We start from the raw sequence: 25,718 nt of genomic DNA on the forward strand, positions 1-25,718 counted from the left end.
AACATCTCTTTTTTTGTACGAACGACGAAAAACCCACTTTGCATCCATTACTTTTTTTGTTATAATCCATTGCAGGATAATATTTAATTACAGGAACAAAAAGGAGATAGCTATGCCGTATCAGTTTCAGAGTCGTATCCGATATAGTGAGACCGGAGAAGAGAAGAGCCTGACCCTGCCGGGGCTGATCAATTATTTCCAGGATTGCAGTACATTTCAGTCAGAAGAACTGGGGAATGGTGTAGATGATATGCTGGCAAAAGGTAAAGTATGGGTGTTGGCTTACTGGCAGATTGAACTGGTGAGACTGCCTGTACTGGGAGAAGAAGTGACAGTTCAGACCTGGGCTCACGCATTTAAAGGGTTTCAGGGAGAACGTAACTACCGTATGCTGGATAGGGGTGGCAGAACACTTGCCTGTGCCAATTCCCTTTGGATCTACGTAGATCTTCACACTGGCCATCCGGTGCGGGTAGATCAGGAAGTACAGGAAGCCTATCCAATGGAACCAGCGCTGGAGATGGGGAAGACTTCCCGTAAGATCAAGATACCGGAAGGCGGCGTGGCCAGAGAAGCATTTAAAGTATGCAGACATCATCTGGATACGAACCATCATGTGAACAATGCACAGTATATTGATATGGCACAGGAGTATATCCCCAAGGACTGGAAGATTGCCAGAGTAAGGGCAGAATATAGGAGCCAGGCTGTACTGGGAGATGTGATCTACCCGGTGATCAGTGCAGGAGAGGACTATGTGACGGTGGATTTGCGTGGTGCAGAAGGCAGATCTTTTGCAGTAGTGGAATTTTGTAAAACAGGAAAGACAGATTAGGTGAAGAATATATGTTAGAATTAGGAAAGAGACAGGCATTAAAGATTGTAAAAAGAACAGATTTTGGAGTATATCTGGCAGAAGAAGGCGCAGAAGAGGAACGTGTGCTTCTTCCAAAGAAGGAAGTACCTGAGCATGCCGTGATCGGTGACGAACTGAATGTATTTTTATATAAGGATTCCAAAGACCGGCTGATTGCCACTACCAGACAGCCGAAGCTGGAACTGGGACAGGTGGGAATGCTGAAAGTAAAAGAAGTGGCAAAGATTGGAGCATTTCTGGACTGGGGACTGGAAAAAGATATTCTGCTTCCGTTTAAGCAGCAGACCAGGAAAGTGCGCGATGGAGAGGAATGTCTGGCAGCATTATATGTAGATAAAAGTGGCCGTCTTTGTGCCACGATGAATGTTTACGAATATCTGCAGACTGATTCGCCATACAAGAAAGACGATCATGTGACAGGGACGATCTATCAGATCAGTGAACGATTCGGGGTATTCGTGGCGGTGGACAATCGTTATTCCGGTTTGATTCCACAGAAAGAAGCAGCGGGAAAGTATCGGATCGGAGAGGAGATTTCTGCAAGAGTAACCGGAGTGAAAGAAGATGGCAAGCTGGATCTGTCTGCAAGAGAAAAGGCGTATCTGCAGATTGATGAAGATGCGGAAGCTGTGATGCTGGCGATCGAAGAATTTTCAGGGGTGCTTCCGTTCACAGATAAGGCATCTCCGGAAGTCATCAAGCGAGAGATGGGATTAAGCAAGAATGCATTTAAGCGTGCAGTTGGCCATTTATTAAAAGAAGGACGCATCGAAATTACGGAAAGAGCAATTCGTAAGATAAAATAATGTAAACAATGAAATCACATAAGGAGGAAAAAGACATGAACGTTATCAGTACAGACAAAGCACCGGCAGCAATCGGACCGTATTCACAGGCTATCGAGGTGAATGGAATGGTTTATACTTCTGGCCAGATTCCGGTAAATCCGGCAACAGGAGAGATCCCGGAAGGTGTGGAAGCACAGGCAAAGCAGGCATTTTCTAATATTGCAGCCCTTCTTGCAGAGGCAGGCAGTTCTATTGAAAAAGTAGTAAAGACTACCGTGTTTATCAAGAATATGGAGGATTTTGGTAAGATCAATGCCATTTATGCTGACTACTTCACTGGTACTTTCCCGGCAAGATCTTGTGTGGAAGTTGCACGATTACCAAAGGATGTACTGCTGGAGATTGAAGCAATTGCAATAAAATAAGCAAAACAAACTTTGATAATTTCTCGTCAAAATGGAGAAAGCTGTAAAATCACTTGTAATTTTGCTGCAAACCGCATATAGTATGGGTGTAGCAAAGAGAGATAAGAAAAGTGGATCGCAGAAGAGAATTGCGATGAAAGGAGTATAAGATGAAAGTACAGAATATTACAGACATTAACAAGTTTTTTGATGTAGTTGACAGTTGCAAGGGAAAAGTAGAATTAATAACAGGTGAAGGTGACAGACTGAATCTGAAGTCTAAGCTGTGCCAGTATGTTTCCCTGGCAAATATCTTCTCCAATGGTGAGATCCCGGAGATGGAGATTCTTGCATATGAAAAGGAAGATGTAGATAAACTGCTGAACTTCATGATCAACGGCTAATAAATTTACTGTTAGAAAATACTATCAAAGACCGGTGTAAAATGTTATACTTAAAAAAGACATTTTACATCGGTCTTTTTTCATATTTTAGTTTACGAAATGAGGTTTGGATTTGAATTTTACACATTTGCATGTCCATACAGAGTACAGTCTGTTGGATGGTTCGAATAAGATTAAAGAATACGTGAGCCGCGTAAAAGAACTGGGCATGAACAGTGCAGCGATCACTGATCATGGTGTGATGTTTGGTGTGATTGATTTTTATCGTGCAGCCAGAGCAGAAGGGATCAATCCGATTCTGGGCTGTGAGGTTTATGTGGCACCTGGCTCCAGGTTTGACAGAGAAAAGTCCAGTGGAGATGACCGTTATTACCATCTGGTGCTTCTGGCAGAAAATAATAAGGGATACAGTAATCTGATGAAGATTGTATCCAGGGGGTATACAGAAGGGTATTATTATAAGCCTCGTGTGGATCGTTCGGTACTGGAAGAATATCATGAGGGAATTATTGCCTTGAGTGCCTGCCTGGCCGGTGAGGTACAGAAGTATCTGACACGGGGGCTGTATGAAGAGGCAAAAAAAGCGGCACTGGAGCATGAGCAGATTTTTGGAAAAGGAAATTATTTTCTGGAATTGCAGGACCATGGCATACCAGAACAGAAAATGGTAAATCAGCAGCTTCTGCGTATGAGCAAAGAAACAGGAATCGAGCTGGTAGTCACCAATGATGTACATTACACCTATGCAGAGGACGCAGATTCCCATGATATCTTGCTGTGTATTCAGACTGGAAAGAAGCTGGATGACGAAGAACGTATGCGTTATGAAGGTGGACAGTACTATGTAAAATCGCCGGAAGAGATGGCGCAGCTGTTCCCGTATGCCTTGCAGGCGTTGGAAAATACGCAGAAGATAGCAGATCGTTGTCATGTAGAGATTGAATTTGGTGTGACCAAGCTGCCAAAGTTTGATGTACCGGAAGGCTATTCCTCATGGGAATATCTGAATAAGCTGTGTTTTGACGGACTGGCAGAGCGTTATGAGGAAAAGCAGGCAGAAGAGCTAAAGGAACGGCTGAATTATGAACTGGGAATCATTCAGAGGATGGGATATGTGGATTATTTCCTGATTGTCTGGGATTTTATCCATTATGCAAGGCAGCATGATATTATGGTGGGACCTGGACGTGGCTCGGCAGCCGGCAGTCTGGTGTCTTATACGCTGGGGATTACGAAGCTGGATCCGATCAAATACAATCTGCTGTTTGAACGTTTTCTGAATCCGGAACGAGTGTCCATGCCGGATATTGACGTAGACTTTTGCTTCGAGAGAAGGCAGGAAGTCATCGATTATGTAGTGCGCAAATATGGTAAGGAAAAAGTCGTACAGATTGTTACGTTCGGAACTCTGGCCGCCAGAGGTGTCATCCGTGATGTGGGGCGCGTGATGGATATTCCTTATGCGATTGTAGACAATGTGGCCAAGATGATTCCACAGGAACTGAATATCACCATAGATAAAGCATTGAAGATGAATCCGGATCTGAAGAAGCTGTATGAAGAAGACAGTCAGATGCGCAGGCTGATCGATATGTCCAGACGACTGGAGGGGCTGCCACGGCATACTTCCATGCATGCAGCAGGTGTGGTCATCTGCCAGAAAGCAGCAGATGAATACGTACCGCTGGCTCTTGGATCGGATGGATCTCCGATTACCCAGTTTACGATGACAACACTGGAGGAACTGGGACTATTGAAGATGGATTTCCTGGGCCTGCGTACTCTGACTGTAATCCAGAATGCAGTGAAGTTTGTAGAGCAGAATACAGGAACGATACTGGATATGGATCGCATAGATTATAACGATCCGAAGGTACTGGCTTCTTTAAGCACCGGAAAGACAGATGGCGTGTTCCAGCTGGAAAGTGCCGGGATGAAAAACTTTATGAAGGAGCTGAAGCCGGAGAGCCTGGAGGATATCATAGCCGGTATTGCATTGTACCGGCCGGGACCAATGGACTTTATTCCACAGTATATCAAAGGAAAAAATAACGCAGAAAGTATTACCTATGACTGTCCGCAGCTGAAGCCGATTCTGGAGGCTACCTATGGCTGTATCGTATACCAGGAACAGGTTATGCAGATTGTGCGGGATCTGGGTGGTTACACGCTGGGACGAAGTGACCTGCTCCGCCGTGCCATGTCGAAGAAGAAAGCTGCGGTCATGGAAAAGGAGCGCCAGAATTTTGTATATGGCAATGAAGAAGAAGGCGTACCAGGATGTATCAAGAATAGAATTCCTGAGAAAGTGGCAAACAAGATCTATGATGATATGATTGATTTTGCCAAATATGCTTTTAATAAGTCACATGCAGCAGCTTATGCAGTGGTTTCTTATCAGACCGCTTATCTGAAATACTATTATCCGGTGGAATTTATGGCAGCACTGATGACATCTGTAATTGATAATTCTTCAAAGGTAGCAGAATATCATATGACCTGCCGTCAGATGGGAATAGAGATTCTTCCACCGGATATCAATCTGGGAGAAAGTGGATTTACGGTAGATGGCAATCATATCCGTTATGGGCTGTCAGCGATCAAAAGTGTGGGAAAACCGGTGATTGCTGCTATTGTAGAGGAACGTAAGCGAAATGGAATGTATACTTCACTGAAGAATTTTATGGAACGTCTTTCTGGAAAAGAGATCAATAAGCGTACCGTAGAGAACTTTATAAAATCTGGAGCGTTTGACAGCCTGGGAGGTAACCGGCATCAGTTTATGCTGATTTATGCACAGCTGATGGATTCTGTCAATCAGGAAAAGAAGAATTCCATGACCGGTCAGATGTCCCTGTTTGATTTTGTGGGGGAAGAAGAAAAGAAAGAGTATGAGATCAGCCTGCCGAAAGTAGAGGAGTACGAAAAAGAACAGCTTCTGGCCTATGAAAAAGAAGTGTTGGGCTTTTACGTAAGTGGGCATCCACTGGAAAAGTACGAAGGAATCTGGAAGAAACATATCACGAATGTGACTTCAGATTTTGCATTAGATGAAGAAACCGGACATTCCAGGGTGACAGACGGAAGTAAGGCTACAGTAGGTGGAATGATCACAGAGAAGACCATCAAGTATACCAGAACCAATCAGACCATGGCATTTCTGACACTGGAAGACCTTCTGGGTACAGTAGAAGTGGTAGTCTTCCCAAGGGACTATGAAAAAAATAAACATCAGCTGGTGGAAGACGAAAAAGTGTTTATCAGTGGAAGAGTGTCAGTTGAAGAGGACAAGCCGAGTAAGCTGATCTGTGAAAAAATACAGAATTTTAAGGAAATTCACAAAGAAATCTGGATTCAGTTTCAAAATATGGAAGCCTACCAGTCCATGGAGCGGGAATTGTATAATATTCTCAGAGAATCGGACGGAAAAGACAGAGTGGTGATCTATGTCAGAGAGCCAAAAGCAGTAAAACGTCTGTCTGAGAACTGGACAGTGAACGGAGACGAAGAACTGATCCAGAAACTGGCAGAGAAATTCGGAATGGAAAATGTAAAAACTATTTGAAAATGCAAATGAAATGCATTACACTATAGAAAAAATATAGCAAATCTGCAAAGCCTTTTGAGGAGGAGATACCATGGAAAAAGAGATTAAGACAATTGGCGTACTGACCAGCGGCGGGGATGCTTCCGGTATGAATGCAGCTATCCGTGCAGTAGTCAGAAAAGCCATTTACAACGGCAAGAAGGTAAAAGGTATCTACCGTGGTTATAGTGGTTTATTAAACGAAGAGATACGGGATATGTCTGCCAGAGATGTATCGGATACCATCGCCCGTGGAGGAACCATCCTGGGTACTGCCAGATGCGCAGAGTTCCGTACAGAAGAGGGACAGAAACTGGGAGCTGAGATCTGCAAGAAGCACGGCATCGATGGACTTGTGGTGATCGGTGGAGATGGTTCTTTTGCGGGCGCACAGAAGCTGGCCGCATTGGGGGTAAATACTATTGGAGTACCTGGAACCATTGACCTGGATATTGCATGCACCGAATATACCATTGGATTTGACACTGCGATTAACACAGCCATGGAGGCTATCGATAAAGTAAGGGATACTTCCACCTCTCATGAGCGTTGCAGCATTATTGAAGTAATGGGACGACATGCAGGCTATATTGCCTTGTATTGTGGTATTGCAAATGGAGCAGAAGATATTCTGGTTCCGGAGCGTTACAATTATGATGAACAGGAACTGATCAACAATATTATCCGTAGCAGAAAGCGTGGAAAGAAGCATCATATTATTATCAATGCAGAAGGCATTGGACATTCCACCTCTATGGCTCGTCGTATTCAGGCAGCGACCGGAGTGGAGACAAGAGCGACCATTCTGGGACACATGCAGCGAGGAGGAAGTCCTACCTGTAAGGATCGTGTCTATGCATCCATGATGGGAGCTTATGCAGCAGATCTGTTGTGTGCAGGAAAGACAAATCGAGTGGTCGGATACCGTCATGGAGATTTTACGGATTTTGACATTGATGAGGCACTGGCAATGCAAAAGGATCTGCCAGAATATATGTGGGAAGTAGCAAAGGCACTGTCGGTATAAGGTATGATAGAAAGTACAGCGAACAAGCAGGTGAAGAACCTGATTCAGTTAATGAAAAAATCCAGAACACGCCGGGAAGAAGGCCTTTTTGTAGTAGAAGGAGTACGCATGTTTCGGGAAGTGTCGACAGAACGGCTGGTGCGCACGTATGTATCAGAAGGCTTTCTGGAAAAAGAAGAAAACAGAGCTGTTCTGAAGGATATTCCTTATGAAGTGATGACGGATAAGGTATTTACGACAGTATCCGATACCCAGACACCTCAGGGAGTGCTCTGTGTGGTACGTCAGAAGGAATATACATTAGATGAGATGCTGAAAAAAGAGCACCCTCATCTGATGATTCTGGAGAATCTGCAAGATCCAGGCAATCTGGGAACCATTTTTCGAACAGCGGAAGGCGCCGGTGTGGATGGCATCATTATGAGTGCAGATACGGTGGATATTTATAATCCTAAGACGGTAAGATCAACGATGGGATCATTGTACCGTATGCCGTTTTCCTATGAAAAGGATCTGGATGAAGTACTGCGTAAAGTAAAAGAGCGGCAGGTAGCGGTCTATGCAGCCCATCTGAAGGGACGGCAGAACTACTATCAGGAAGACTATACAAAAGGGTGTGCATTTCTGATCGGAAATGAAGGAAATGGGCTGACTGACCATTTAGCAGAGCAGGCAGATACCTATATCCGTATTCCGATGGAAGGACAGGTAGAGTCACTGAATGCAGCAGTAGCAGCAGCGATTCTGATGTATGAAGTAAAAAGACAACGTGGATAGAAAAAGCCCTTTGCCAGGAAAATGGTAAAAGGGCTTTTTTACGGCATTTTTTAGGGGTTGACAAAAAAAGTTAACTATCGTACAATATGACTGTAAAATTTCTTAACAATTTTGTAATAATATGTGCCAGAAAATGTAAAAAATGAGAAGAATATCGGCACATACGGAGGTTATGTAATGAAAAACAGAACAAAAGCAGCAATTTGTAGTACTGTCTCAGTCCTGACACTTTCAATGATGTCAACCACAGCGGTTATGGCGGCTGACAGCAACAGATGTGGTGGAAAGAACGTGGCAGTGGCCAACGTCAGCAGCGAATTACTGATTCGTGAAAGCGCAGACGATAGCAGTGCTGTGATCGGATATGTACCAAGTGCGGGCGGCGTCATTGTCAAGAGCATGGATTCTGACTGGACCAAAGTAGAAGTAGGAAACAAAACCGGATATGTGAAGACCGAATATCTGGCATTTGACGAAAAAGCAGACGAGTTGAAGTCCGTATATGGTGTACAGGGTGCAGTAGCATCCTGGGATGATGTAAAGATTTTCTCAGATCATGAAGACACGTCTTCCATTATTGGAAGCATGAACGAAGGCGAAGGATATGAAGTGCTGGGAAGCACAGACAACTGGGTAGAGATTCAGCTGGATAATGGAGAAAAGGCCTATGTAGCAGCAGAAGATGTTCAGACGACTATGGTAGTGGACGGTGCAGTTGCAGTAGATGAAAGCGCAGACCAGAGTACATACACAGCGCCGGCAGAGAGCACAGATGATTCTGGATATAATGTGACAGAGGAATATGTTCCTGAGACAGAGTATTATGCTGAGGATACCACATCAGATACTTACTATACACCGGAGACAGAATACTATACAGATTACACAGACTATACTGCTGAGACAGAGTACACCGTACCAGAGACTGAATATTATGGCGATGGAAGCGACTACTACACTGCGGAGAGCGAATATAGTACACCGGCGACCGAGTACACGGTGCCGGAGACCGAGTATACCGTACCAGAGACCGAATACACGGCACCTGAGACAGAGTATACTGCACCTGAGACTGAAAGCACGGAGAGTGCTGCATCCAGTGTAAGCAGCAGTGATCTGGATCTTCTGGCAGCCCTGATCTATTGTGAGGCAGGTAACCAGTCTATGGAAGGAAAGATTGCCGTAGGGCAGGTAGTTATGAACCGTGTGGCAAGTTCTTCTTTTGCAAACAGTATCCATGATGTTATTTATGAAAGTGGTCAGTTCACACCAGCGTACAGCGGACAGCTGGCAGGTGTGGTCGGAAGCGCACCAAGTGATTGCTACGATGCGGCACTGGCAGCCATGAATGGAGAAGGAACGGTAGGCGGAGCACTTTATTTCAATACAGGATCCGGAAAAGGAACCAAGATCGGAGCGCATCAGTTCTACTAATCAGGAAAATAAAAAGTAAGAGTACCATACCAGATACGTGAGTGTCAGGTATGGTATTTTTTTTCCTTGTGTGTTATACTGTTCGAAAGTATGCAGAAGCATTCTTGAACATAAGATATGCAAAAAGAAAGGGGGATATGAATGGATTTTGTAATGTTACCGGTGTATTGGATGATACTCTTTATCCTGTTGCTGGTAATTGAACTGCTGACTATGGGGCTGACGACGATCTGGTTCGCAGGAGGTGCTCTGGCCGGACTGATCGCTAATGTATGTGGACTCAGTTTTTGGCCACAGATGATGGCATTTGTTGCAGTTTCCTTTTTATTGCTGTTTTTTACAAGGCCATTTGCGGTAAAATATGTGAATAAGGGACATGTTTCTACCAATGTGGATGAGCTGATTGGAATGGAAGGTGTGGTTCTGGAAGAAATCGATAATCTGAAAAGCACTGGAAAAGTTCAGGTCAGAGGAATGGAGTGGACAGCACGCTCCCAGGATCAGGATAAGAGGATTGAAAAGGATAAGATTGTTGAGATTTGTGCAATTGAAGGTGTAAAATTAATTGTAAAGGAAAAGGAGAACAACTGATATGGGCATTGCAGTTATCATTCTTATTATTATTTTATTATTACTGGCAAGAAACATTCGGATTGTGCCACAGGCACAAGCAATGGTAGTAGAGCGGCTTGGCGGTTACCGCGCAACCTGGAATGTGGGACTGCATTTCAAGGTTCCGATTCTGGACCGTGTAGCAAAGAAAGTGATTTTAAAAGAGCAGGTAGTCGATTTCCCGCCACAGCCGGTAATTACCAAGGATAACGTTACCATGCAGATCGATACCGTTGTATTCTTTCAGATTACCGATCCGAAGTTATATACTTACGGTGTGGAAAATCCAATTATGGCCATTGAGAATCTGACGGCAACTACATTAAGAAATATCATTGGAGATCTGGAACTGGATGAGACACTGACTTCCAGAGAAACCATCAATACCAAGATGAGAGCATCTCTGGATGTAGCCACAGATCCATGGGGCATCAAGGTGAACCGTGTGGAACTGAAGAATATCATTCCTCCGGCAGCCATTCAGGAGGCCATGGAGAAGCAGATGAAGGCAGAACGTGAAAGACGTGAGACCATTCTGGTGGCAGAAGGTGAGAAGAAATCCGCAATTCTGGTAGCAGAAGGTAAGAAGGAAGCCATGATTCTGGATGCACAGGCAGCCAAGGAATCTGCAATTCTGAAGGCGGAAGCAGAGAAAGAAAAAATGATCCGCGAGGCAGAAGGTGAGGCAGCAGCCATTCTGAAGGTACAGCAGGCCAATGCAGATGGTATCCGTTTCCTGAAGGAAGCCGGCGCAGATGAAAGAGTACTGACACTGAAGAGCTTTGAAGCGATGGCAAAGATCGCAGATGGTCAGGCTACCAAGATTATTATTCCGTCTGAGATGCAGAATCTGGCAGGAAGTATCAAGGCAGCAGTGGAAGTGGCCAAAGAAGCGTAAGAAAAATAAAAGACAGAAGGTTTAAGAAGATGGATTTAAAAGGACGTAATTTTTTAACACTGAAGGATTTTACACCAGATGAGATTACCTATATGCTGGATCTGGCAGCAGACTTAAAGGAGAAAAAGAAAAAAGGCATTCCGGTAGATCATTACAAGGGAAAAAACATTGCTCTGATTTTTGAAAAAACCAGTACCCGTACTCGTTGTGCCTTTGAAGTAGCTGCACATGATCTGGGAATGGGATGCACATATCTTGATCCAACAGGATCACAGATAGGAAAGAAAGAGAGCATTGCTGATACGGCTCGTGTACTTGGCAGAATGTTTGAAGGTATTGAATATCGTGGATATGGTCAGGAAATTGTGGAGGAACTGGCAGAATATGCAGGTGTGCCGGTATGGAACGGACTGACGAATGAATATCATCCAACCCAGATGCTGGCAGATATGCTGACCATCCGGGAACATTTTGGAGACCTGAAGGGCAGAAAGCTGGTTTATATGGGAGATGCCAGATACAATATGGGCAATTCTCTGATGGTCGTCTGCGCAAAGCTGGGACTGCATTTTGTAGCCTGCACCACTAAAGAATATTTCCCGAATGAAGAACTGGTAGAGACATGCAAAGGATATGCAAAAGAGTCCGGAGCCACGATCACACTGACGGAAGATGTGAAAGAAGGAACCAAAGATGCAGATGTAATCTACACCGATGTGTGGGTATCCATGGGAGAACCGGATGAAGTATGGGAAAAGCGTATCAAAGATCTTTCTCCGTATAAAGTGACAAAGGAAGTAATGAAAAATGCTGGAGAGAAGGCAATCTTCCTGCATTGTCTGCCAGCGTTCCATGACTTGAAGACAAAGATCGGCAAACAGATGGGAGAAAAATATAATCTGACTGAGATGGAAGTGACAGATGAGGTATTTGAATCTGCGCAGTCTAAGGTATTTGAGGAAGCAGAGAACAGAATGCATACCATCAAGGCAGTGATGGCAGCCACATTAGGAGAACAGTAAAAGTATGAAAAGTGAGATTCTCAGTGCCCTTCGTCAGTCAGAAGGGTATATCTCCGGACAGGAACTGTGTGAACGCTTTGGCGTCAGCAGAACTGCGGTCTGGAAAGGTATCAATCAGTTGAAAAATGAAGGGTATCAGATCGAGGCGGTACAGAATAAAGGGTACCGCCTTTGTGGATATCCGGACAGTATTTCCAAAACGGAGTTGGAGAGCCGGATGCATACCAGGTGGGCTGGAAAGAATCTGATCTGTCTGGACAGTGTAGATTCTACGAATGATTATATCAAGAAGATGGCAGAAGAAGGTGCACCCCATGGTACGCTGGCAGTAGCTGATTATCAGTCTGGCGGAAAAGGAAGAAGAGGACGGGCCTGGGTGACCCCTCATGGTTCCGCCATAGCCATGAGTATTCTGGTTCGGCCGCAGCTGGCTCCGGAAAAGGCATCTATGATGACTTTGGTGGCAGGTATGGCAGTAGCGAAGAGTGTGAAAGAAGTCACTGGCCTGGATGTGAAGATTAAGTGGCCAAATGACGTAGTGATACGTGGAAAAAAGATTTCCGGAACGTTGACAGAGATGAGTATGGAACTGGGAGCAATCCATTACATCGTTATTGGTACTGGGATTAATGCTAATGTAACTGAATTCCCAGAAGAAATCCAGGATATAGCCACTTCTCTGATACTGGAAAAGGGGGAAAAGGTGGATCGTGCGGCGATTATCTGTGCCCATATGGAAGCTTTTGAAGATTTCTATGACCGATTTATGGAATATGGAGATATGACCCTGCTGCGCGGGGATTATCAAGAGCTTCTGGTAAATCAAAACCAGCAGGTGCGTGTCCTGGAACCTGGAAATGAATATACCGGAATTGCCCGTGGTATTGATGAACTGGGACAGCTTCTGGTGGAAAAAGAAGATGGAAGCATGGTAAAGGTCTACGCCGGAGAAGTATCTGTGCGTGGTATCTACAATTATGTATAATTGAAATAGAAGTAAATGAGGATATAAAATGAATCAGAAAAAGGAAAAGACCGTGCTCTGCGGAGCAAGTGCCTATACCGAAAAATATTATTTAAACGAAGAATTTCAGGCATTGCCGGATGCGATCAAAGATGAACTGAAGATCATGTGTGTGCTATATACCAATGATGTAGGCGGTGTGCTGACACTGGAGTTTGACGAAGATGGAGAACTCTGCTTTCATACAGAAGCGCAGGAGAACGACTTCAGCTATGATGAAATTGGCAGTGTACTGAAGATACGGGAGCTGCAGAGAAGTAAAGCAGAGCTTCTGGAGTCTCTGGAACTGTATTACAAAGTGGTGATTTTGGGAATGGATGCCTCTGCGCTGGCAATGGAAGAGGAGTAAAGATGGAATTAAAGATCGGAAATGTGAGACTGGAAAATCCATATATCTTGGCTCCGATGGCAGGTGTAACAGACCTGCCTTTTCGTTTGCTGTGCAAAGAAATGGGAGCAGGGCTGATCTGTATGGAGATGGTCAGTGCGAAAGCAATTTCTTTTCATAATAAAAATACAGAAAAACTGATGGAGATTGAGGAAAAAGAACGGCCGGTATCCATGCAGCTGTTTGGCAGTGAGCCGGATCTGATTGCGAAAATGGCGGCCCAGATTGAAGAACGACCGTTTGATATTCTGGATCTGAATATGGGATGTCCGGTACCGAAAGTGGTCAATAACGGGGAAGGCTCGGCCTTGATGAAGAACCCAAAGCTGGCAGCCGAGATTGTGAGAAAGACTGCGAAGGCAATTCAAAAGCCGTTGACAGTTAAGATCCGAAAAGGGTTTGATGAAGCGCATAGCAATGCGGTAGAGATGGCAAAATATCTGGAAGACGCCGGTGCTGCGGCAATAGCGGTACATGGAAGAACGAGGGAACAGTATTATGCCGGAAAGGCAGACTGGGAAATTATCCGTCAGGTGAAAGAAGCCGTCAGCGTGCCGGTAATCGGTAACGGAGATGTGACGGATCCTATATCAGCCCATAAGATGATGGAAGAGACCGGATGTGACGGCGTTATGATTGGCAGGGCAAGCAGAGGAAATCCATGGATATTCCGACAGCTTGTGGAATATGATAAAACAGGGAATATACCGGAGCGTCCGGATGTGGCAGAATTAAAAGCGATGATTTTGCGCCATGCCAGACTGCAGCTACAATACAAAGGTGAATATACCGGTATTCGGGAGATGCGCAAGCATGTGGCCTGGTATACAGCGGGCTATCCACACAGTGCAGCGATACGAAGAAGGGTGAATGAGATCGAGACCATTGGACAGCTGGAAGAAGTGCTGGAGAGTATACCGGAAAAACTTGACAGAAACAGTCGGGAATATTATAATATTATGACTGATTAGGTAAACTTGCATAAATTATAGGCCGCAAGGCATAAAAATATTAGATTTTGAAAGGTGCGAAGTATCATGGAAGCAAAGAAGAATTTATTAACCTATACAGGGTTAAAGGCACTGGAAGACGAGATGGAAGATCTGAAACTGAACAGACGTAAAGAAGTGTCACAGAAGATTAAAGAAGCAAGAGAACAGGGAGACCTTTCCGAGAATGCAGAGTACGACGCTGCAAAAGATGAACAGCGTGATATCGAAGCAAGAATCGAAGAGATCGAGAAAATCCTGAAGAATGCAGAAGTAGTAGTAGAAGACGATGTAGATTCTGACAAGATTAATGTAGGATGTACAGTAAAGTTATACGATGAAGAGTTTGAAGAAGAGATCGAATATAAGATCGTAGGTTCCACAGAAGCAAACAGTCTGCAGGGCAAGATCTCCAATGAATCACCGGTTGGGAAAGCACTGATCGGAGCATCTGTAGGACAGGAGATCGAAGTGGAGACCCAGATGGGTATTATAAAATACAAAGTATTGGGTATTGAAAGATCTCTGTAAGAAAAGTACAGGAACAGAATTGAGAAAAAGACTATTGTGGTTTTGAAATAATACAGGAGGAATGAGAATTGGCACAGGGAAATAAGAACCAGGGAAACAATCAGGAAGTAGATGTGAACAAGCTCAGACAGGTTCGCCGAGACAAGCTTGCAGAACTTCAGGCAATGGGGAAAGATCCATTCCAGATTACAAAATATGATCAGACACACCATTCAGCAGAGGTGAAGGATCTTTACTATGCTCACGAAGCTAAGATTCTTGCAGGCAGAAAGACACCTTCCGTAGAAGGAATGGATGAAGCACAGGCCAGACAGGTACTGAATGACGACTATAATGAAAGAAGAGCTATCATGGATGCTCAGCCGATTCAGGTATCTATTGCCGGACGTATGATGTTTAAACGTGTCATGGGGAAGGCTTCTTTCTGTAATATTCAGGACTTAAAGGGAAGCATTCAGGTATATGTTGCCAGAGATGCGATCGGAGAAGAAGCGTACGCAGAATTCAAAAAGTCTGATATCGGCGATATCTATGGTGTAAAGGGATATGCGTTCAGAACCAAGACAGGTGAGATCTCTGTTCATGCAACCGAGATGGTGCTTTTGTCAAAGTCACTTCAGATCCTTCCAGAAAAGTTCCATGGCCTGACCAATACAGATATGCGTTACCGTCAGAGATATGTAGATCTGATCATGAGCCCGGAATCCAAAGAAGTTTTCCTGAAGCGTTCACAGATCATCAAAGAGATCCGTAAGTTCCTGGATGGAAGAAACTTTATCGAAGTAGAGACACCTACTCTGGTAAGCAATGCCGGTGGTGCAGCAGCAAGACCATTTGAGACTCATTATAATGCGTTAAATGAAGATGTGAAGCTTCGTATTTCTCTGGAGCTTTATCTGAAGAGACTGATCGTAGGCGGTATGGAAAGAGTCTTCGAAATCGGTCGTGTATATCGTAATGAAGGTGTGGATACACGTCATAATCCAGAATTTACTCTGATGGAATTATACCAGGCATATACAGATTATGAAGGCATGATGGAACTGACAGAGTCCATGTTCCGCTATCTGGCTGAGACTGTACTGGGCAGCAGCAAGTTCACTTACAATGGAATCGAGATCGACTTTGGCAAGCCATTTGCACGTCTGACTATGAACGATGCCATTAAGAAATACGCTGGTGTAGACTTTGATGAGGTCAAGACGGATGAAGAAGCAAAAGCTCTGGCAAGGGATCGTGGTATTGAATTTGAAGAACGTCATACCAAGGGTGATATTATCAACCTGTTCTTTGAGGAATATTGTGAAGAGAACCTGATCCAGCCAACCTTTATTATGGATCATCCACTGGCGATCTCCCCACTTACTAAAAAGAAACCAAACGATCCTGAAAAAGTAGAACGTTTTGAGCTGTTTATCAATACATGGGAAATGTGTAATGCATATTCCGAGCTGAATGACCCGATTGATCAGAGAGAACGTTTCGCACAGCAGGATAAGAATGCAGAAGCTGGAGATGAAGAAGCACAGCATACAGATGAAGATTTCCTGAATGCACTGGAGATCGGTATGCCACCAACAGGAGGTATCGGATACGGTATTGACCGTCTTGTTATGCTGCTGACAGATAGCGCAGCGATCCGTGATGTGCTCCTGTTCCCGACCATGAAGTCACTCGGTGATGTAAATAAGAAAAATGATGTAAATAATACAGCTTCTGAAGCACCTGAAAAAAATGTAAAAACTGAGTCTGAAAAGATTGATTTTTCTAAGGTAAAGATTGAGCCTTTGTTTGAGGAAATGGTAGACTTTGATACATTCAGCAAGTCAGATTTCCGTGCAGTAAAGGTTAAGGCTTGCGAGGCTGTTAAGAAGTCGAAGAAGCTTTTACAGTTTACTCTTGATGACGGAACAGGCACAGACAGAACCATTTTAAGCGGTATTCATAGCTTTTATGAGCCGGAAGAACTGGTTGGAAAGACTCTTATTGCTATCACAAATCTTCCACCGAGAGCGATGATGGGCATTGACTCTTGCGGTATGCTCCTCAGTGCTATTCATGAAGAAGAAGGCGAAGAAAAGCTTCATCTTCTGATGGTTGATGACCACATTCCGGCTGGTGCAAAGCTGTACTAAAATTAAATATAAAATGTCTAAAACCATGATGTCAGACCGCATTTGACAACAATTTGACAACAAAATTTGGGATAATAATGAATCGTTATGAAGCATGACGAATTTCAGGTGGAAAGACACGGGTTTGGCAATGAAGCAAGAGCACTTCTTAGAGTTGATCTAAGAGGTGCTTTTTTTCGTGGAAAAGTTATATTCCGGCAGTCAACTTCTGTAAAACAGTAAATCTAATTTTGGAGGAAAGCATTATGAATGAAAAGTACAAACCGATTACAAGTATGAAGGAAGTTCCGGAACATTTAAGAAAATTACGCCGACAGTATCTGCGATATCAACAGGCAGAGATTATTTACAGTATCTCTCATAAGAAACTCTTAGAGCTTGCCAGTGATGCAGGAGCTTTTTACAGAATTGATGGAACGGTACTGATTCGTCGTGATATTTTTGATGATTACCTGGAACGTTTCCATGAACCGGCAACAGGAAAAGATAAGGAGAAGAAGACAGATGAGCGGTAATGTATGGATGTTTTCAGATGAGATTGACGATGAAGATCTGGAATTTATGAGCCATGACTATGTGACCTACAATATGGCGTGTGAGTATTACCGGTTGGGAATGAAACCTGTTATTCGCATGGCACATGAAGCTGGAGCAGTCTATAAGATTGGAAAGAAAGTTTTGATTCGAAGAAGTATATTTGAAGCATATTTACGTGAGCAAAGGAAAATCTGAGGGAGGCAAGCACATGAGCGAATTAAGAAAAAAGATACATGATGATAATAATGGATTGGATTATGTACTGGTAGGAGATTATTATCTGCCAGTGTTATCCTTACCGGAAGAAACCAGACCGATTGGCTGCTGGGGGATGCTACGAAAGGAATATCTGAAAGAACATAAATCAGGAATGTATAGCTGTCTTCTTCTGACCGCCAGGCTGGACAGTCATCTGGCAGATGTGAATGAACAGGCACAGGAACGCTTTGAGCTGATTGAAGCACAGATGAGAAGTGCTGAGGGCGTAACAGAGGACTTGAAAGCACAGAATCCTATGGAATGGGTTCGCAGGGCAAATAATATCAGGAATCGTGCACAGGAAATTGTATTGAACGAATTGGTGTATGTATAGGAGGGCAAATGAGATACAGGATTGAGAAAGAGCAGGTGGGAATCTATGAAAATGACAAAAGAAATTGAAGAATTTTTAAATCTGGCAATAACAGAACACATGGGAAAGGCATATACGGACTGGAAATTAAAACAGCAAACAGATACAGAACCAGATAAAGTCGAGGAAGAATATGAAAAAGTAATAGTTTCACTTTCGCCGGAGCAGGAAGAAGCGATTACGAAATATTGTGATGCTATATTCAACAGTGGAGCAGATACAGAGGAATTCTTTTATCGACTGGGATTAAAAGATGGGATGAAGTTGAAAAAGTGCATGAAACAGATCCTTAAAGCATTGTCCTGAATAAGAGAGTAGTTTAGAGTGAAAAAGTTCAGAGAAGACATGGGGAGCTGTCTTTCTTTTGGGGAAGACAGCTTTTCACCTATCAGAGACTATGCAGGAGGAAACAAGGATGGGAAATATATTTGGATATATACGTGTCAGTAGTCGGGATCAGAACGAAGATCGGCAATTGATTGCATTGAAGGAGTTGGCTATCCCAGAAAAGAATATTTTTATTGATAAACAGTCTGGAAAAGACTTCAAGCGCCCACAATACAGAAAAATGATTCGACGTGTCCGGAAAGATGATCTTCTTTATATAAAAAGTATTGATCGCTTAGGACGTAACTATGCGGAAATACTGGAACAGTGGAGAATTCTCACAAAAGATAAAGGAATTGATATTGTGGTTCTTGATATGCCTTTACTTGACACTCGCCGGGGAAAAGATTTGATGGGAACGTTTCTGTCAGATATTGTATTGCAGGTACTGTCATTTGTAGCAGAAAACGAAAGAACAAATATTCGGCAAAGGCAGGCAGAAGGTATTGCAGCGGCAAAAGCCAGAGGTGTGCGGTTCGGTAGACCACCAAGCAGATTGCCAGATAATTTTCACGATGTGTATCAGCGGTGGAAAAACGGGAAAATAACTGGAACGTCTGCTGCGAAAGAATGTAATATGCCCTTATCAACTTTTCGGTATCGTGCAGAAATTTACGAAAAAGCCAAATTATTGTAAGGTGGGTGTTTTACATGAAAGTGTACTTTTTGACAAGTGCTTTGGAGGTATCGTCAACGAACTTCTATCGTTGGAAGATAGGCTGTTTTATGATATTATGGAGTAGTAGAGAAAAAATGAGCATTTTACAGGAAAGTACACATTTTTGCAGATAAATGATGATATACAGATACATGATAAGTATCGGTACTTTACCTGTCTGAGTTAATAGATTATGAATATGAGAGCTTACGGATACGCAGGAGGAAAAAAACGATGACCGATGTAGAACAGAGGGAAGCTGCCCGCCAATTTGCAAATAAATGGAAGGGGAGAGGAAGAGAAGATGAGGATGGAAGATCATATTGGATTGATTTTCTGTCAAACGTTCTTGGAATGGAGAATGTGACAGATCGTGTGGAATTTGAGAAAAAAGTTGTGGTAGATGGAAATACAAAAAGAATTGATGTGTATATTCCAGAAACGCATGTATTGATTGAACAAAAGAGTCTTGGTAAAGCACTGGACCATAAGATTATGAATTCTGGTTCAATAGAACTGACGCCGTATGATCAAGCAAAACGATATAATGATAATCTCCCATATGATGAAAAGGCACGTTGGATCATTACCAGCAATTTCTCTGATATATGGATTTATGATATGAATGCCAGAGTACCGGAGGCAGTAAAAATATCATTGGATGAAATACCGAGTAAGTATCCGTTGCTTGATATTTTAATAAAGGAAGATGTGCAGAAAATCTCTCACGAGATGGAAGTATCGATTAAAGCAGGAGATATTGTTGGACTGCTTTATGAAGCATTCCTTACACAGTATAAGATTCCAGAAGTAAAAGCGAAAGAGGAAACCATTGAACAAAAAGAGAAAAGAGAGCATAAACTGAAAAGTCTGAATGCTTTATGTGTTCGAATTGTGTTCTGTCTTTATGCCGAGGATGCTGGGATTTTTGGAAAACGGAATATTTTCCATGATTATCTGAAAGCATATGAAGTGAAAGACTGTAGGCGTGCATTACTGGAACTGTTTAAAGTCTTGGATACACCTGTCTCTGAGAGAGACGAATATTTAGAAGAAGATTTAGCACAGTTTCCGTATGTGAATGGTGGGTTGTTTTCAGATGAAACTATTGAGATTCCGCCGTTGACAGAAGAAATCAAAGAATTACTTTTGACCAAAGCTTCTGAAGATTTTGACTGGAGTGATATATCCCCTACAATTTTTGGGGCAGTGTTTGAGTCAACGTTAAATCCAGAAACGAGAAGATCCGGTGGAATGCACTATACAAGTATTTCCAATATACATAAAGTGATTGATCCGTTGTTTCTCGATAAATTGCAGACGGAATTTCATGAGATTTTGAAAATACAGGTGCAGAGGACAAAAGTAAAACGTCTGGATGAATTTCAGAATAAACTGGCTTTACTGACATTTTTAGATCCGGCTTGTGGTTCGGGAAATTTTCTGACGGAAACATATTTATCACTTCGACGGTTAGAAAATGAAGTCATTCGTGAAAAAGTTGGTGGTCAGATGACGTTGGGAGATGTTCATAATCCAATCAGAGTATCCATTCAACAATTTTATGGAATTGAGATCAATGACTTTGCCGTGACAGTAGCAAAGACAGCTTTGTGGATTGCAGAATCACAGATGATGGAGGAAACAAAAAATATTGTATATGGGTTCAATGATGATTTCCTTCCGTTGAAGACGTATGTAAATATTGCAGAAGGTAATGCACTGAAGATAGATTGGAACAGCGTTGTTTTGGCTAAGTCATTATCTTATATAATGGGGAATCCACCTTTCGTTGGTGCAAGGTGGATGGGAGAAAAACAAAAAGAAGATGTTGCTGATATATTTGCTGGATGGAAAAGTGTAGGTAATCTCGATTATGTAAGTTGCTGGTATAAAAAGGCATCTGATTACATGAAGGAAAATATAAATATCAGAGCAGCTCTTGTATCGACTAATTCAATTACTCAGGGAGAGAGCGTTTCCATTTTGTGGAAACCACTGTTTGAAGATGGAATACAAATTGATTATGCATATAGAACATTTATATGGGATAGTGAGGCTTCAATCAAAGCACATGTACATTGTGTCATTATAGGATTTAGTAGAAAAAATGGTGCAGAGTATCAGAAGAAGATATATTCCAAGGACGATATAATAGTAGCAAAAAATATTAATGGTTATCTGCTGGATGCAGATAATATTTCAATTGAAAAAAGAATGAAACCTTTATCAGATGTTCCACCTATTTCATTAGGAGGACAGGCAATAGATGGCGGATATTTGATACTTACGGAAGAAGAAAAAGAAGAATTGATATCTAAAGAGCCACAGGCAATATCTTTCATCAGACATTATATGATGGGGAAAGATTTTATTGATAGAAAACCAAGATATTGTATATGGCTGGTTGGGGCAGATCCATCATTATTGAAACGGTGTCCGCTTGTCAGAGAAAGAATTGATAAAGTTCGTGAATTTAGAATGGCAAGCACGAGAAATAATACAAGAAAAGCTGCAGATACTCCAGGATTATTTGCATCAATACTTGAATATGATTCTCCGTATATAGCGATACCGAAGGTGTCATCACAAAACAGAAGATATATTCCAATGGATTATCTGGATGGTGAAATTATTCCGGGTGATAAACTTTTTACAATGCCATCTGCAACAAGCTATGAGTTTGGTATATTGATGTCGAATGTTCATATGGCATGGACAAGAGTTGTATGTGGCAGATTAAAGAGTGATTATAGTTATTCTAATACGATTGTTTACAATAATTTCCCATGGCCGTCACCTACGGATGAACAAAAAGAAAAGATAAAGAAAACTGCACAGGCAATCTTAAATGCCAGAGCACTTTATCCAAATAGCAGTCTTGCAGATCTTTATGACCCGTTGACTATGCCGCCGGAATTACTTAAAGCACATAACGCAAACAACAGAGCTGTGATGGAGGCTTATGGATTCAGCACTAAAATGTCGGAAGCCGATTGTGTGGCAGAATTGATGAAAATGTATCAGAAGCTGACAGAAGAAAAATAGAAAATAATGATTAACCGAAAAGGCATTACCCGCAAATGGTTAGTGCCTTTTGTTTTGACTACTATAAAAATTGTATCTGTTTTCAGTTAAATTCTTTTAAATAAAAAGTATTCGCATGAGTTTTAATACAAATGTACAAAATGACAAGTGAATAAATAATAAAATAATAGAAGAACAAAAGATGAATAAAAAACAAATAAAAGACGAAAAGAAAACAAGAAAATAAATAGGATTGAACAGAATGGATGAATATGTTATAATCATATAGAAAACAGAAAGGAGGCGAGCAGAGTGATTGATTTATCAAATTTTAAGACGTTTGACTTTAGCGAGGGTGTACCATATATTTCGATTACAAGTAATGGTATTACATTCAACAAATCTGTAATCATGAAGATGAAATACCCAACATATGTAAAGCTTCTGATAAACGAATCTGATAAACAGATTGCGGTTCAAGCATGTGATGAACATGATGATAAGTCAGTACAGTTTTATAAGGAAAAATCAAATGGTGTTTTGTCGGTTCGATGGAATGCAAAAGATTTGATTAACACGATTGCAAGAATTTGTGATTGGGATTTGAGTCAGTTGTCGTATCGAGTAAATGGCGTATTAGTTCCAGAAATGAATTTAATGCTGTTTGATTTGAATGAAGCAGTCACTATGGTATAAGGCTTGCAACTTTTCTGATTCCAAAAAAAGAGTTCATTTGAGATTAGGGCCTCAAACGAACTCTGGCGGAAATAGCAGAGACAAAAAATCATCTACTAAAACCATATCTTTCAAATATATTTTAGTATTTGTTTCTGCCAATTTCCATACTTTTTCGGATTCGTCTGAGAAAAATCTTTTGGAAAGGAGGCAGATTGCATGGTAAAATGTGACCAGACTGACATGGTTTTTACAGCATATATTACATTAAGAAATGGAAATCGTTTATATGCTAAGCAGGTTGGCAAAAAGGTATTTTGCTTTCCACGTAAAGAAGCCAAAGAAAAGAACGATAAATAAATTATAAGTAACAATATGTTCGAGAATGTTTGATGATCACATTCTCTCTTAAAAAGAAAGAGAGACAAAACATGAATAAAAAATCAAGTGGACAGAAATTATCAACACAGGCTTCAAAAATTATGAGATCGAATAATAGTTCTCAAATTCAGAAGTCATTAGCTGCAAGTGTATTGTCACAGAGAAACACCGGAAAAATTACTGGTAAAGCTATGGAAACAAAGGCATCTATGGTAATGAACAGTAATAAGTATTCTGGAACAACAAAGAGTTTAGCTGCAAGTGTACTTTCGCAATCAGATAAAAACAGATAAATAATGATTATCCCAAAGGGCATTAACCGTAAATGGTTAGTGCCTATTTTTTTTGCTTTTTTTCAAAATCATCTGACATTATATCCTCTGCCACGTGTGATTAGTGGAAAAATGATTTTTCTAAGAAAATATCTGCCCTCACGTTCTATGTAACAGGTAATTAGTGAAGAAATATTTCATTTATGTATAACAAACTTGCAAAAGAGGGTTGGTAAATACCGTTTTTAAAGCTTTATAGGTAGAGGAACAATTATTTTTCAAAATCATGTCCGTTTTTATACGCCTCAGTACAGAGTATATGAAGGAACTAACGAAAACAAAAGGTAAGGTAATAAAAACGCAAAAAAATATCACGAATTTTTTGCATCGTGCCAGGTCATTTGACTTTAGTAATTAGAGGACGTTTTGAAAATGTTCCTTTGTTGAACCTTGACAACTGATAAGTGCACCCTGGAAGTCTACCAGGAGTCTTGCCATGACCTTTCTTTTCTGAAAGTAAGCGAGATCATAATGACACTCCCGATGATGGGCGGCTGACCGGAGCCTTATGGTCAGTGACCTGTATATGCAGGCAGAGGCAGTCTGAGATGGCTGCAGGTGACAGGGAAACGCACGGAAACCGCTGGCGAAAAAGTAACTGATAATAATATTCACAGGGCGAAATGCCTGGAAAGGATGATAATGACTATGAATAAGGTTATTTTAATGGGAAGATTGACAAAAAATCCGGAAATTAAATATGCCGGGAAAGATAATGATATGGCAGTAGCAAGATACATGCTGGCAGTAAACAGAAGATATAAACGTGATGGGGAACAGGAAGCAGATTTTATTTCCTGTGTAACATTTGGAAAGAGTGCAGAGTTTGCACAGAAATATCTTCATAAAGGAATGCGGATTGTGATCGGTGGTCGTATCAGTACTGGTAATTATAAGGACAAGGATGGAAAGATGATTTATACCACGGATGTAATTGTGGAAGAGCATGAATTTGCTCAGAACAAGGACAACAGCGGTGGTGAAAACTCAACTGGTACACCGAAAACAGATAAGGACGGATTTATGGAAGCAGCAGAAGGTGAGATACCATTTGACTAATCTGGAATAAGTGGTTGGAGGTGTGGATTATGGGTGTGAGTTATAACAGATTATGGAAAATGCTCATTAATAAAAATATGAAGCGAGTAGAGATGCAATACCTCGCCGGAATCAGCGGAAATATTCTTGCCCGGATGGGAAAAAACAAGTATGTGTCCATGGAGACAGTTGAGAAGATCTGTAAAAAAATGGACTGTACCATTGATGAGATGATGGAATTTACGGATGATGAAAATAGCACGCCGGATACGGCATAATTCTCTTAGCAAGCTAAGAGCGCACTTCTATACAGGCAATTACATCTGCCTGTATCGTGCGACCTGCGGTGCTGTTCCCGGATTTGAGAAATCTTAATCCGGGAATGTAGCGAAATCATAGATTTCGGACAAGGGGATAGCTCCCCTTGCGGCACAGGTGCCTATCTCATTTATATCAGGGAATCAGCATTTATGAGAGAAAGCTGGTTCTTTTTGTTTGTGAAAATAAGGAGAGACAGACAATGACCAGAGAGAAGAACCCCAAATATGAATCCATGTCACTGGAAGAATTGAAAGCCAACATGGAAAAAAGTAAAAAGGAACTTGAACAGGCAATGCACAATAAGAATATTCTGGAACAGAGAAAAAAGCTGATCGAGAGGAAAGAACGATCACACCGATTGGTGGTTAAAGGTGCTGAGTTTGAAAAAGCGTTTCCTATATCCAAAGATCTTGAGCAGGAGGATTTCCAGAAAGTAATGAATGAAATGAAAGTTCTTAAATACAACAGAGATACAGTCCGGGATAGATATCTGGAGGCAGGAAGAAAGGAACGACAGCAGATTGCTGAAGAAGTAAAGAAAACCACGAAGGGAGATGATAGCTGATGGCACTTTATCATTTTTCTGTAAAGCAGGTATCCAGAGGAAAAGGGCAGACAGTGGTGAATTCGGCTGCGTATATTTCCGGGCAAAAATTGTATAACGATTATTATGGACAAGTCCATGATTACACGAGGAAATCCGGTGTGATGTTTACAGAAATCCTCAAACCGGATTATGTGTGTGTTTTGTCAACAAGAATTCCTAAAAATCAGAAGGAAAATTCCCTGTTTTCAGAAGCGGAATTCCCTTCTTTCGGAAGGACATTATTGGTTG

General features: G+C 41.9%; 29 protein-coding genes. All 29 read left to right on the forward strand.

Annotated elements, in window-relative coordinates; all coding sequences use genetic code 11:
- Nucleotides 1–112: 112 nt before the first annotated feature.
- Entirely contained in the window at nt 113–835 is a 723-nt protein-coding gene (locus tag OCV47_RS14040) for an acyl-[acyl-carrier-protein] thioesterase (RefSeq protein WP_262655689.1), read from the forward strand.
- Between the two features lie 11 nt (nt 836–846).
- The gene (locus OCV47_RS14045) at nt 847–1,683 is read left to right on the forward strand and encodes a CvfB family protein (RefSeq protein ID WP_262655690.1); all 837 of its coding nucleotides are present in this window, start codon (nt 847–849) and stop codon (nt 1,681–1,683) included.
- 35 nt (nt 1,684–1,718) lie between these two features.
- Complete coding sequence (locus OCV47_RS14050) at nt 1,719–2,090, forward strand: RidA family protein (protein ID WP_117449515.1); 372 nt, start codon at nt 1,719–1,721, stop codon at nt 2,088–2,090.
- A 149-nt stretch (nt 2,091–2,239) separates the two neighbouring features.
- On the forward strand, nt 2,240–2,473 hold the full coding sequence (locus OCV47_RS14055) for a polya polymerase (protein ID WP_262655691.1): 234 nt from the start codon (nt 2,240–2,242) through the stop codon (nt 2,471–2,473).
- Between the two features lie 112 nt (nt 2,474–2,585).
- Nucleotides 2,586–6,038 (forward strand): DNA polymerase III subunit alpha, encoded by a 3,453-nt coding sequence (locus tag OCV47_RS14060; RefSeq protein WP_262655693.1) that lies wholly within the window; start codon nt 2,586–2,588, stop codon nt 6,036–6,038.
- A 73-nt stretch (nt 6,039–6,111) separates the two neighbouring features.
- Nucleotides 6,112–7,086, forward strand: coding sequence for a 6-phosphofructokinase (gene pfkA / locus OCV47_RS14065; RefSeq protein WP_117449513.1), 975 nt, complete (start codon nt 6,112–6,114; stop codon nt 7,084–7,086).
- 3 nt (nt 7,087–7,089) lie between these two features.
- Nucleotides 7,090–7,863 carry a TrmH family RNA methyltransferase gene (locus tag OCV47_RS14070; RefSeq protein ID WP_262655695.1) on the forward strand — a complete coding sequence of 258 codons (774 nt, stop codon included), beginning with the start codon at nt 7,090–7,092 and terminating at the stop codon, nt 7,861–7,863.
- Between the two features lie 177 nt (nt 7,864–8,040).
- Complete coding sequence (locus OCV47_RS14075) at nt 8,041–9,297, forward strand: cell wall hydrolase (RefSeq protein ID WP_256297146.1); 1,257 nt, start codon at nt 8,041–8,043, stop codon at nt 9,295–9,297.
- A 141-nt stretch (nt 9,298–9,438) separates the two neighbouring features.
- Nucleotides 9,439–9,888 carry an NfeD family protein gene (locus OCV47_RS14080; protein ID WP_262655696.1) on the forward strand — a complete coding sequence of 150 codons (450 nt, stop codon included), beginning with the start codon at nt 9,439–9,441 and terminating at the stop codon, nt 9,886–9,888.
- 1 nt (nt 9,889) lies between these two features.
- On the forward strand, nt 9,890–10,807 hold the full coding sequence (locus OCV47_RS14085) for an SPFH domain-containing protein (protein ID WP_256297142.1): 918 nt from the start codon (nt 9,890–9,892) through the stop codon (nt 10,805–10,807).
- 29 nt (nt 10,808–10,836) lie between these two features.
- Nucleotides 10,837–11,829: an ornithine carbamoyltransferase gene (gene argF, locus OCV47_RS14090; protein WP_117449510.1), complete on the forward strand. Its 993-nt coding sequence runs from the start codon at nt 10,837–10,839 to the stop codon at nt 11,827–11,829.
- 4 nt (nt 11,830–11,833) lie between these two features.
- Nucleotides 11,834–12,814, forward strand: coding sequence for a biotin--[acetyl-CoA-carboxylase] ligase (locus tag OCV47_RS14095; protein ID WP_262655698.1), 981 nt, complete (start codon nt 11,834–11,836; stop codon nt 12,812–12,814).
- Between the two features lie 28 nt (nt 12,815–12,842).
- The gene (locus OCV47_RS14100; RefSeq protein WP_256297136.1) at nt 12,843–13,202 is read left to right on the forward strand and encodes a DUF6145 family protein; all 360 of its coding nucleotides are present in this window, start codon (nt 12,843–12,845) and stop codon (nt 13,200–13,202) included.
- Nucleotides 13,203–13,204: 2 nt separating this feature from the next.
- A complete protein-coding gene (dusB, locus tag OCV47_RS14105; protein WP_262655700.1) occupies nt 13,205–14,212 on the forward strand; it encodes a tRNA dihydrouridine synthase DusB in 1,008 nt (335 codons plus the stop codon).
- Nucleotides 14,213–14,278: 66 nt separating this feature from the next.
- Nucleotides 14,279–14,761, forward strand: coding sequence for a transcription elongation factor GreA (gene greA, locus OCV47_RS14110; RefSeq protein WP_262655701.1), 483 nt, complete (start codon nt 14,279–14,281; stop codon nt 14,759–14,761).
- 68 nt (nt 14,762–14,829) lie between these two features.
- Nucleotides 14,830–16,896 carry a lysine--tRNA ligase gene (gene lysS, locus OCV47_RS14115; RefSeq protein WP_262655702.1) on the forward strand — a complete coding sequence of 689 codons (2,067 nt, stop codon included), beginning with the start codon at nt 14,830–14,832 and terminating at the stop codon, nt 16,894–16,896.
- Nucleotides 16,897–17,141: 245 nt separating this feature from the next.
- On the forward strand, nt 17,142–17,411 hold the full coding sequence (locus tag OCV47_RS14120) for a DUF6462 family protein (protein ID WP_262655703.1): 270 nt from the start codon (nt 17,142–17,144) through the stop codon (nt 17,409–17,411).
- The gene (locus tag OCV47_RS14125; RefSeq protein ID WP_015526718.1) at nt 17,401–17,628 is read left to right on the forward strand and encodes a DUF6462 family protein; all 228 of its coding nucleotides are present in this window, start codon (nt 17,401–17,403) and stop codon (nt 17,626–17,628) included. Before OCV47_RS14120 ends, OCV47_RS14125 begins: the two co-directional genes overlap by 11 nt.
- A gap of 13 nt (nt 17,629–17,641) precedes the next feature.
- Nucleotides 17,642–18,025: a TnpV protein gene (locus OCV47_RS14130; RefSeq protein ID WP_015526717.1), complete on the forward strand. Its 384-nt coding sequence runs from the start codon at nt 17,642–17,644 to the stop codon at nt 18,023–18,025.
- A gap of 45 nt (nt 18,026–18,070) precedes the next feature.
- Nucleotides 18,071–18,370: a hypothetical protein gene (locus OCV47_RS14135; protein WP_021651153.1), complete on the forward strand. Its 300-nt coding sequence runs from the start codon at nt 18,071–18,073 to the stop codon at nt 18,368–18,370.
- A gap of 109 nt (nt 18,371–18,479) precedes the next feature.
- Complete coding sequence (locus tag OCV47_RS14140) at nt 18,480–19,088, forward strand: recombinase family protein (protein ID WP_015526714.1); 609 nt, start codon at nt 18,480–18,482, stop codon at nt 19,086–19,088.
- 255 nt (nt 19,089–19,343) lie between these two features.
- Nucleotides 19,344–22,157: a DNA methyltransferase gene (locus OCV47_RS14145; RefSeq protein WP_262655705.1), complete on the forward strand. Its 2,814-nt coding sequence runs from the start codon at nt 19,344–19,346 to the stop codon at nt 22,155–22,157.
- Nucleotides 22,158–22,448: 291 nt separating this feature from the next.
- Entirely contained in the window at nt 22,449–22,832 is a 384-nt protein-coding gene (locus tag OCV47_RS14150) for a hypothetical protein (protein WP_180211098.1), read from the forward strand.
- 198 nt (nt 22,833–23,030) lie between these two features.
- Nucleotides 23,031–23,171 (forward strand): hypothetical protein, encoded by a 141-nt coding sequence (locus tag OCV47_RS14155; protein ID WP_015526712.1) that lies wholly within the window; start codon nt 23,031–23,033, stop codon nt 23,169–23,171.
- Nucleotides 23,172–23,242: 71 nt separating this feature from the next.
- Nucleotides 23,243–23,485 carry a hypothetical protein gene (locus tag OCV47_RS14160; RefSeq protein WP_044961316.1) on the forward strand — a complete coding sequence of 81 codons (243 nt, stop codon included), beginning with the start codon at nt 23,243–23,245 and terminating at the stop codon, nt 23,483–23,485.
- A gap of 687 nt (nt 23,486–24,172) precedes the next feature.
- Nucleotides 24,173–24,583, forward strand: a complete 411-nt coding sequence (locus OCV47_RS14165) for a single-stranded DNA-binding protein (protein ID WP_015526710.1) — start codon at nt 24,173–24,175, stop codon at nt 24,581–24,583.
- A 29-nt stretch (nt 24,584–24,612) separates the two neighbouring features.
- Complete coding sequence (locus OCV47_RS14170) at nt 24,613–24,840, forward strand: helix-turn-helix domain-containing protein (RefSeq protein WP_262655707.1); 228 nt, start codon at nt 24,613–24,615, stop codon at nt 24,838–24,840.
- A 242-nt stretch (nt 24,841–25,082) separates the two neighbouring features.
- Nucleotides 25,083–25,448 carry a DUF3847 domain-containing protein gene (locus OCV47_RS14175; protein ID WP_262655708.1) on the forward strand — a complete coding sequence of 122 codons (366 nt, stop codon included), beginning with the start codon at nt 25,083–25,085 and terminating at the stop codon, nt 25,446–25,448.
- The coding region (locus OCV47_RS14180; RefSeq protein WP_262655709.1) for a MobA/MobL family protein at nt 25,448–25,718 on the forward strand (271 nt) is incomplete at its 3' end. The genes OCV47_RS14175 and OCV47_RS14180, both read left to right, overlap by 1 nt.

It is taken from the genome of Muricoprocola aceti, from assembly GCF_025567005.1.
Classification (GTDB): Bacteria; Bacillota; Clostridia; order Lachnospirales; family Lachnospiraceae; genus Marvinbryantia; species Marvinbryantia aceti.

Coding starts and splice junctions, on each gene's coding strand:
- OCV47_RS14040 (WP_262655689.1), top strand. CDS start 113: ATGCCGTATCAGTTTCAGAGTCGTATCCGATATAGTGAGACCGGAGAA.
- OCV47_RS14045 (WP_262655690.1), top strand. CDS start 847: ATGTTAGAATTAGGAAAGAGACAGGCATTAAAGATTGTAAAAAGAACA.
- OCV47_RS14050 (WP_117449515.1), top strand. CDS start 1,719: ATGAACGTTATCAGTACAGACAAAGCACCGGCAGCAATCGGACCGTAT.
- OCV47_RS14055 (WP_262655691.1), top strand. CDS start 2,240: ATGAAAGTACAGAATATTACAGACATTAACAAGTTTTTTGATGTAGTT.
- pfkA (WP_117449513.1), top strand. CDS start 6,112: ATGGAAAAAGAGATTAAGACAATTGGCGTACTGACCAGCGGCGGGGAT.
- OCV47_RS14070 (WP_262655695.1), top strand. CDS start 7,090: ATGATAGAAAGTACAGCGAACAAGCAGGTGAAGAACCTGATTCAGTTA.
- OCV47_RS14075 (WP_256297146.1), top strand. CDS start 8,041: ATGAAAAACAGAACAAAAGCAGCAATTTGTAGTACTGTCTCAGTCCTG.
- OCV47_RS14080 (WP_262655696.1), top strand. CDS start 9,439: ATGGATTTTGTAATGTTACCGGTGTATTGGATGATACTCTTTATCCTG.
- OCV47_RS14085 (WP_256297142.1), top strand. CDS start 9,890: ATGGGCATTGCAGTTATCATTCTTATTATTATTTTATTATTACTGGCA.
- argF (WP_117449510.1), top strand. CDS start 10,837: ATGGATTTAAAAGGACGTAATTTTTTAACACTGAAGGATTTTACACCA.
- OCV47_RS14095 (WP_262655698.1), top strand. CDS start 11,834: ATGAAAAGTGAGATTCTCAGTGCCCTTCGTCAGTCAGAAGGGTATATC.
- OCV47_RS14100 (WP_256297136.1), top strand. CDS start 12,843: ATGAATCAGAAAAAGGAAAAGACCGTGCTCTGCGGAGCAAGTGCCTAT.
- dusB (WP_262655700.1), top strand. CDS start 13,205: ATGGAATTAAAGATCGGAAATGTGAGACTGGAAAATCCATATATCTTG.
- greA (WP_262655701.1), top strand. CDS start 14,279: ATGGAAGCAAAGAAGAATTTATTAACCTATACAGGGTTAAAGGCACTG.
- OCV47_RS14120 (WP_262655703.1), top strand. CDS start 17,142: ATGAATGAAAAGTACAAACCGATTACAAGTATGAAGGAAGTTCCGGAA.
- OCV47_RS14125 (WP_015526718.1), top strand. CDS start 17,401: ATGAGCGGTAATGTATGGATGTTTTCAGATGAGATTGACGATGAAGAT.
- OCV47_RS14130 (WP_015526717.1), top strand. CDS start 17,642: ATGAGCGAATTAAGAAAAAAGATACATGATGATAATAATGGATTGGAT.
- OCV47_RS14135 (WP_021651153.1), top strand. CDS start 18,071: ATGAAAATGACAAAAGAAATTGAAGAATTTTTAAATCTGGCAATAACA.
- OCV47_RS14140 (WP_015526714.1), top strand. CDS start 18,480: ATGGGAAATATATTTGGATATATACGTGTCAGTAGTCGGGATCAGAAC.
- OCV47_RS14145 (WP_262655705.1), top strand. CDS start 19,344: ATGACCGATGTAGAACAGAGGGAAGCTGCCCGCCAATTTGCAAATAAA.
- OCV47_RS14155 (WP_015526712.1), top strand. CDS start 23,031: ATGGTAAAATGTGACCAGACTGACATGGTTTTTACAGCATATATTACA.
- OCV47_RS14160 (WP_044961316.1), top strand. CDS start 23,243: ATGAATAAAAAATCAAGTGGACAGAAATTATCAACACAGGCTTCAAAA.
- OCV47_RS14165 (WP_015526710.1), top strand. CDS start 24,173: ATGAATAAGGTTATTTTAATGGGAAGATTGACAAAAAATCCGGAAATT.
- OCV47_RS14170 (WP_262655707.1), top strand. CDS start 24,613: ATGGGTGTGAGTTATAACAGATTATGGAAAATGCTCATTAATAAAAAT.
- OCV47_RS14175 (WP_262655708.1), top strand. CDS start 25,083: ATGACCAGAGAGAAGAACCCCAAATATGAATCCATGTCACTGGAAGAA.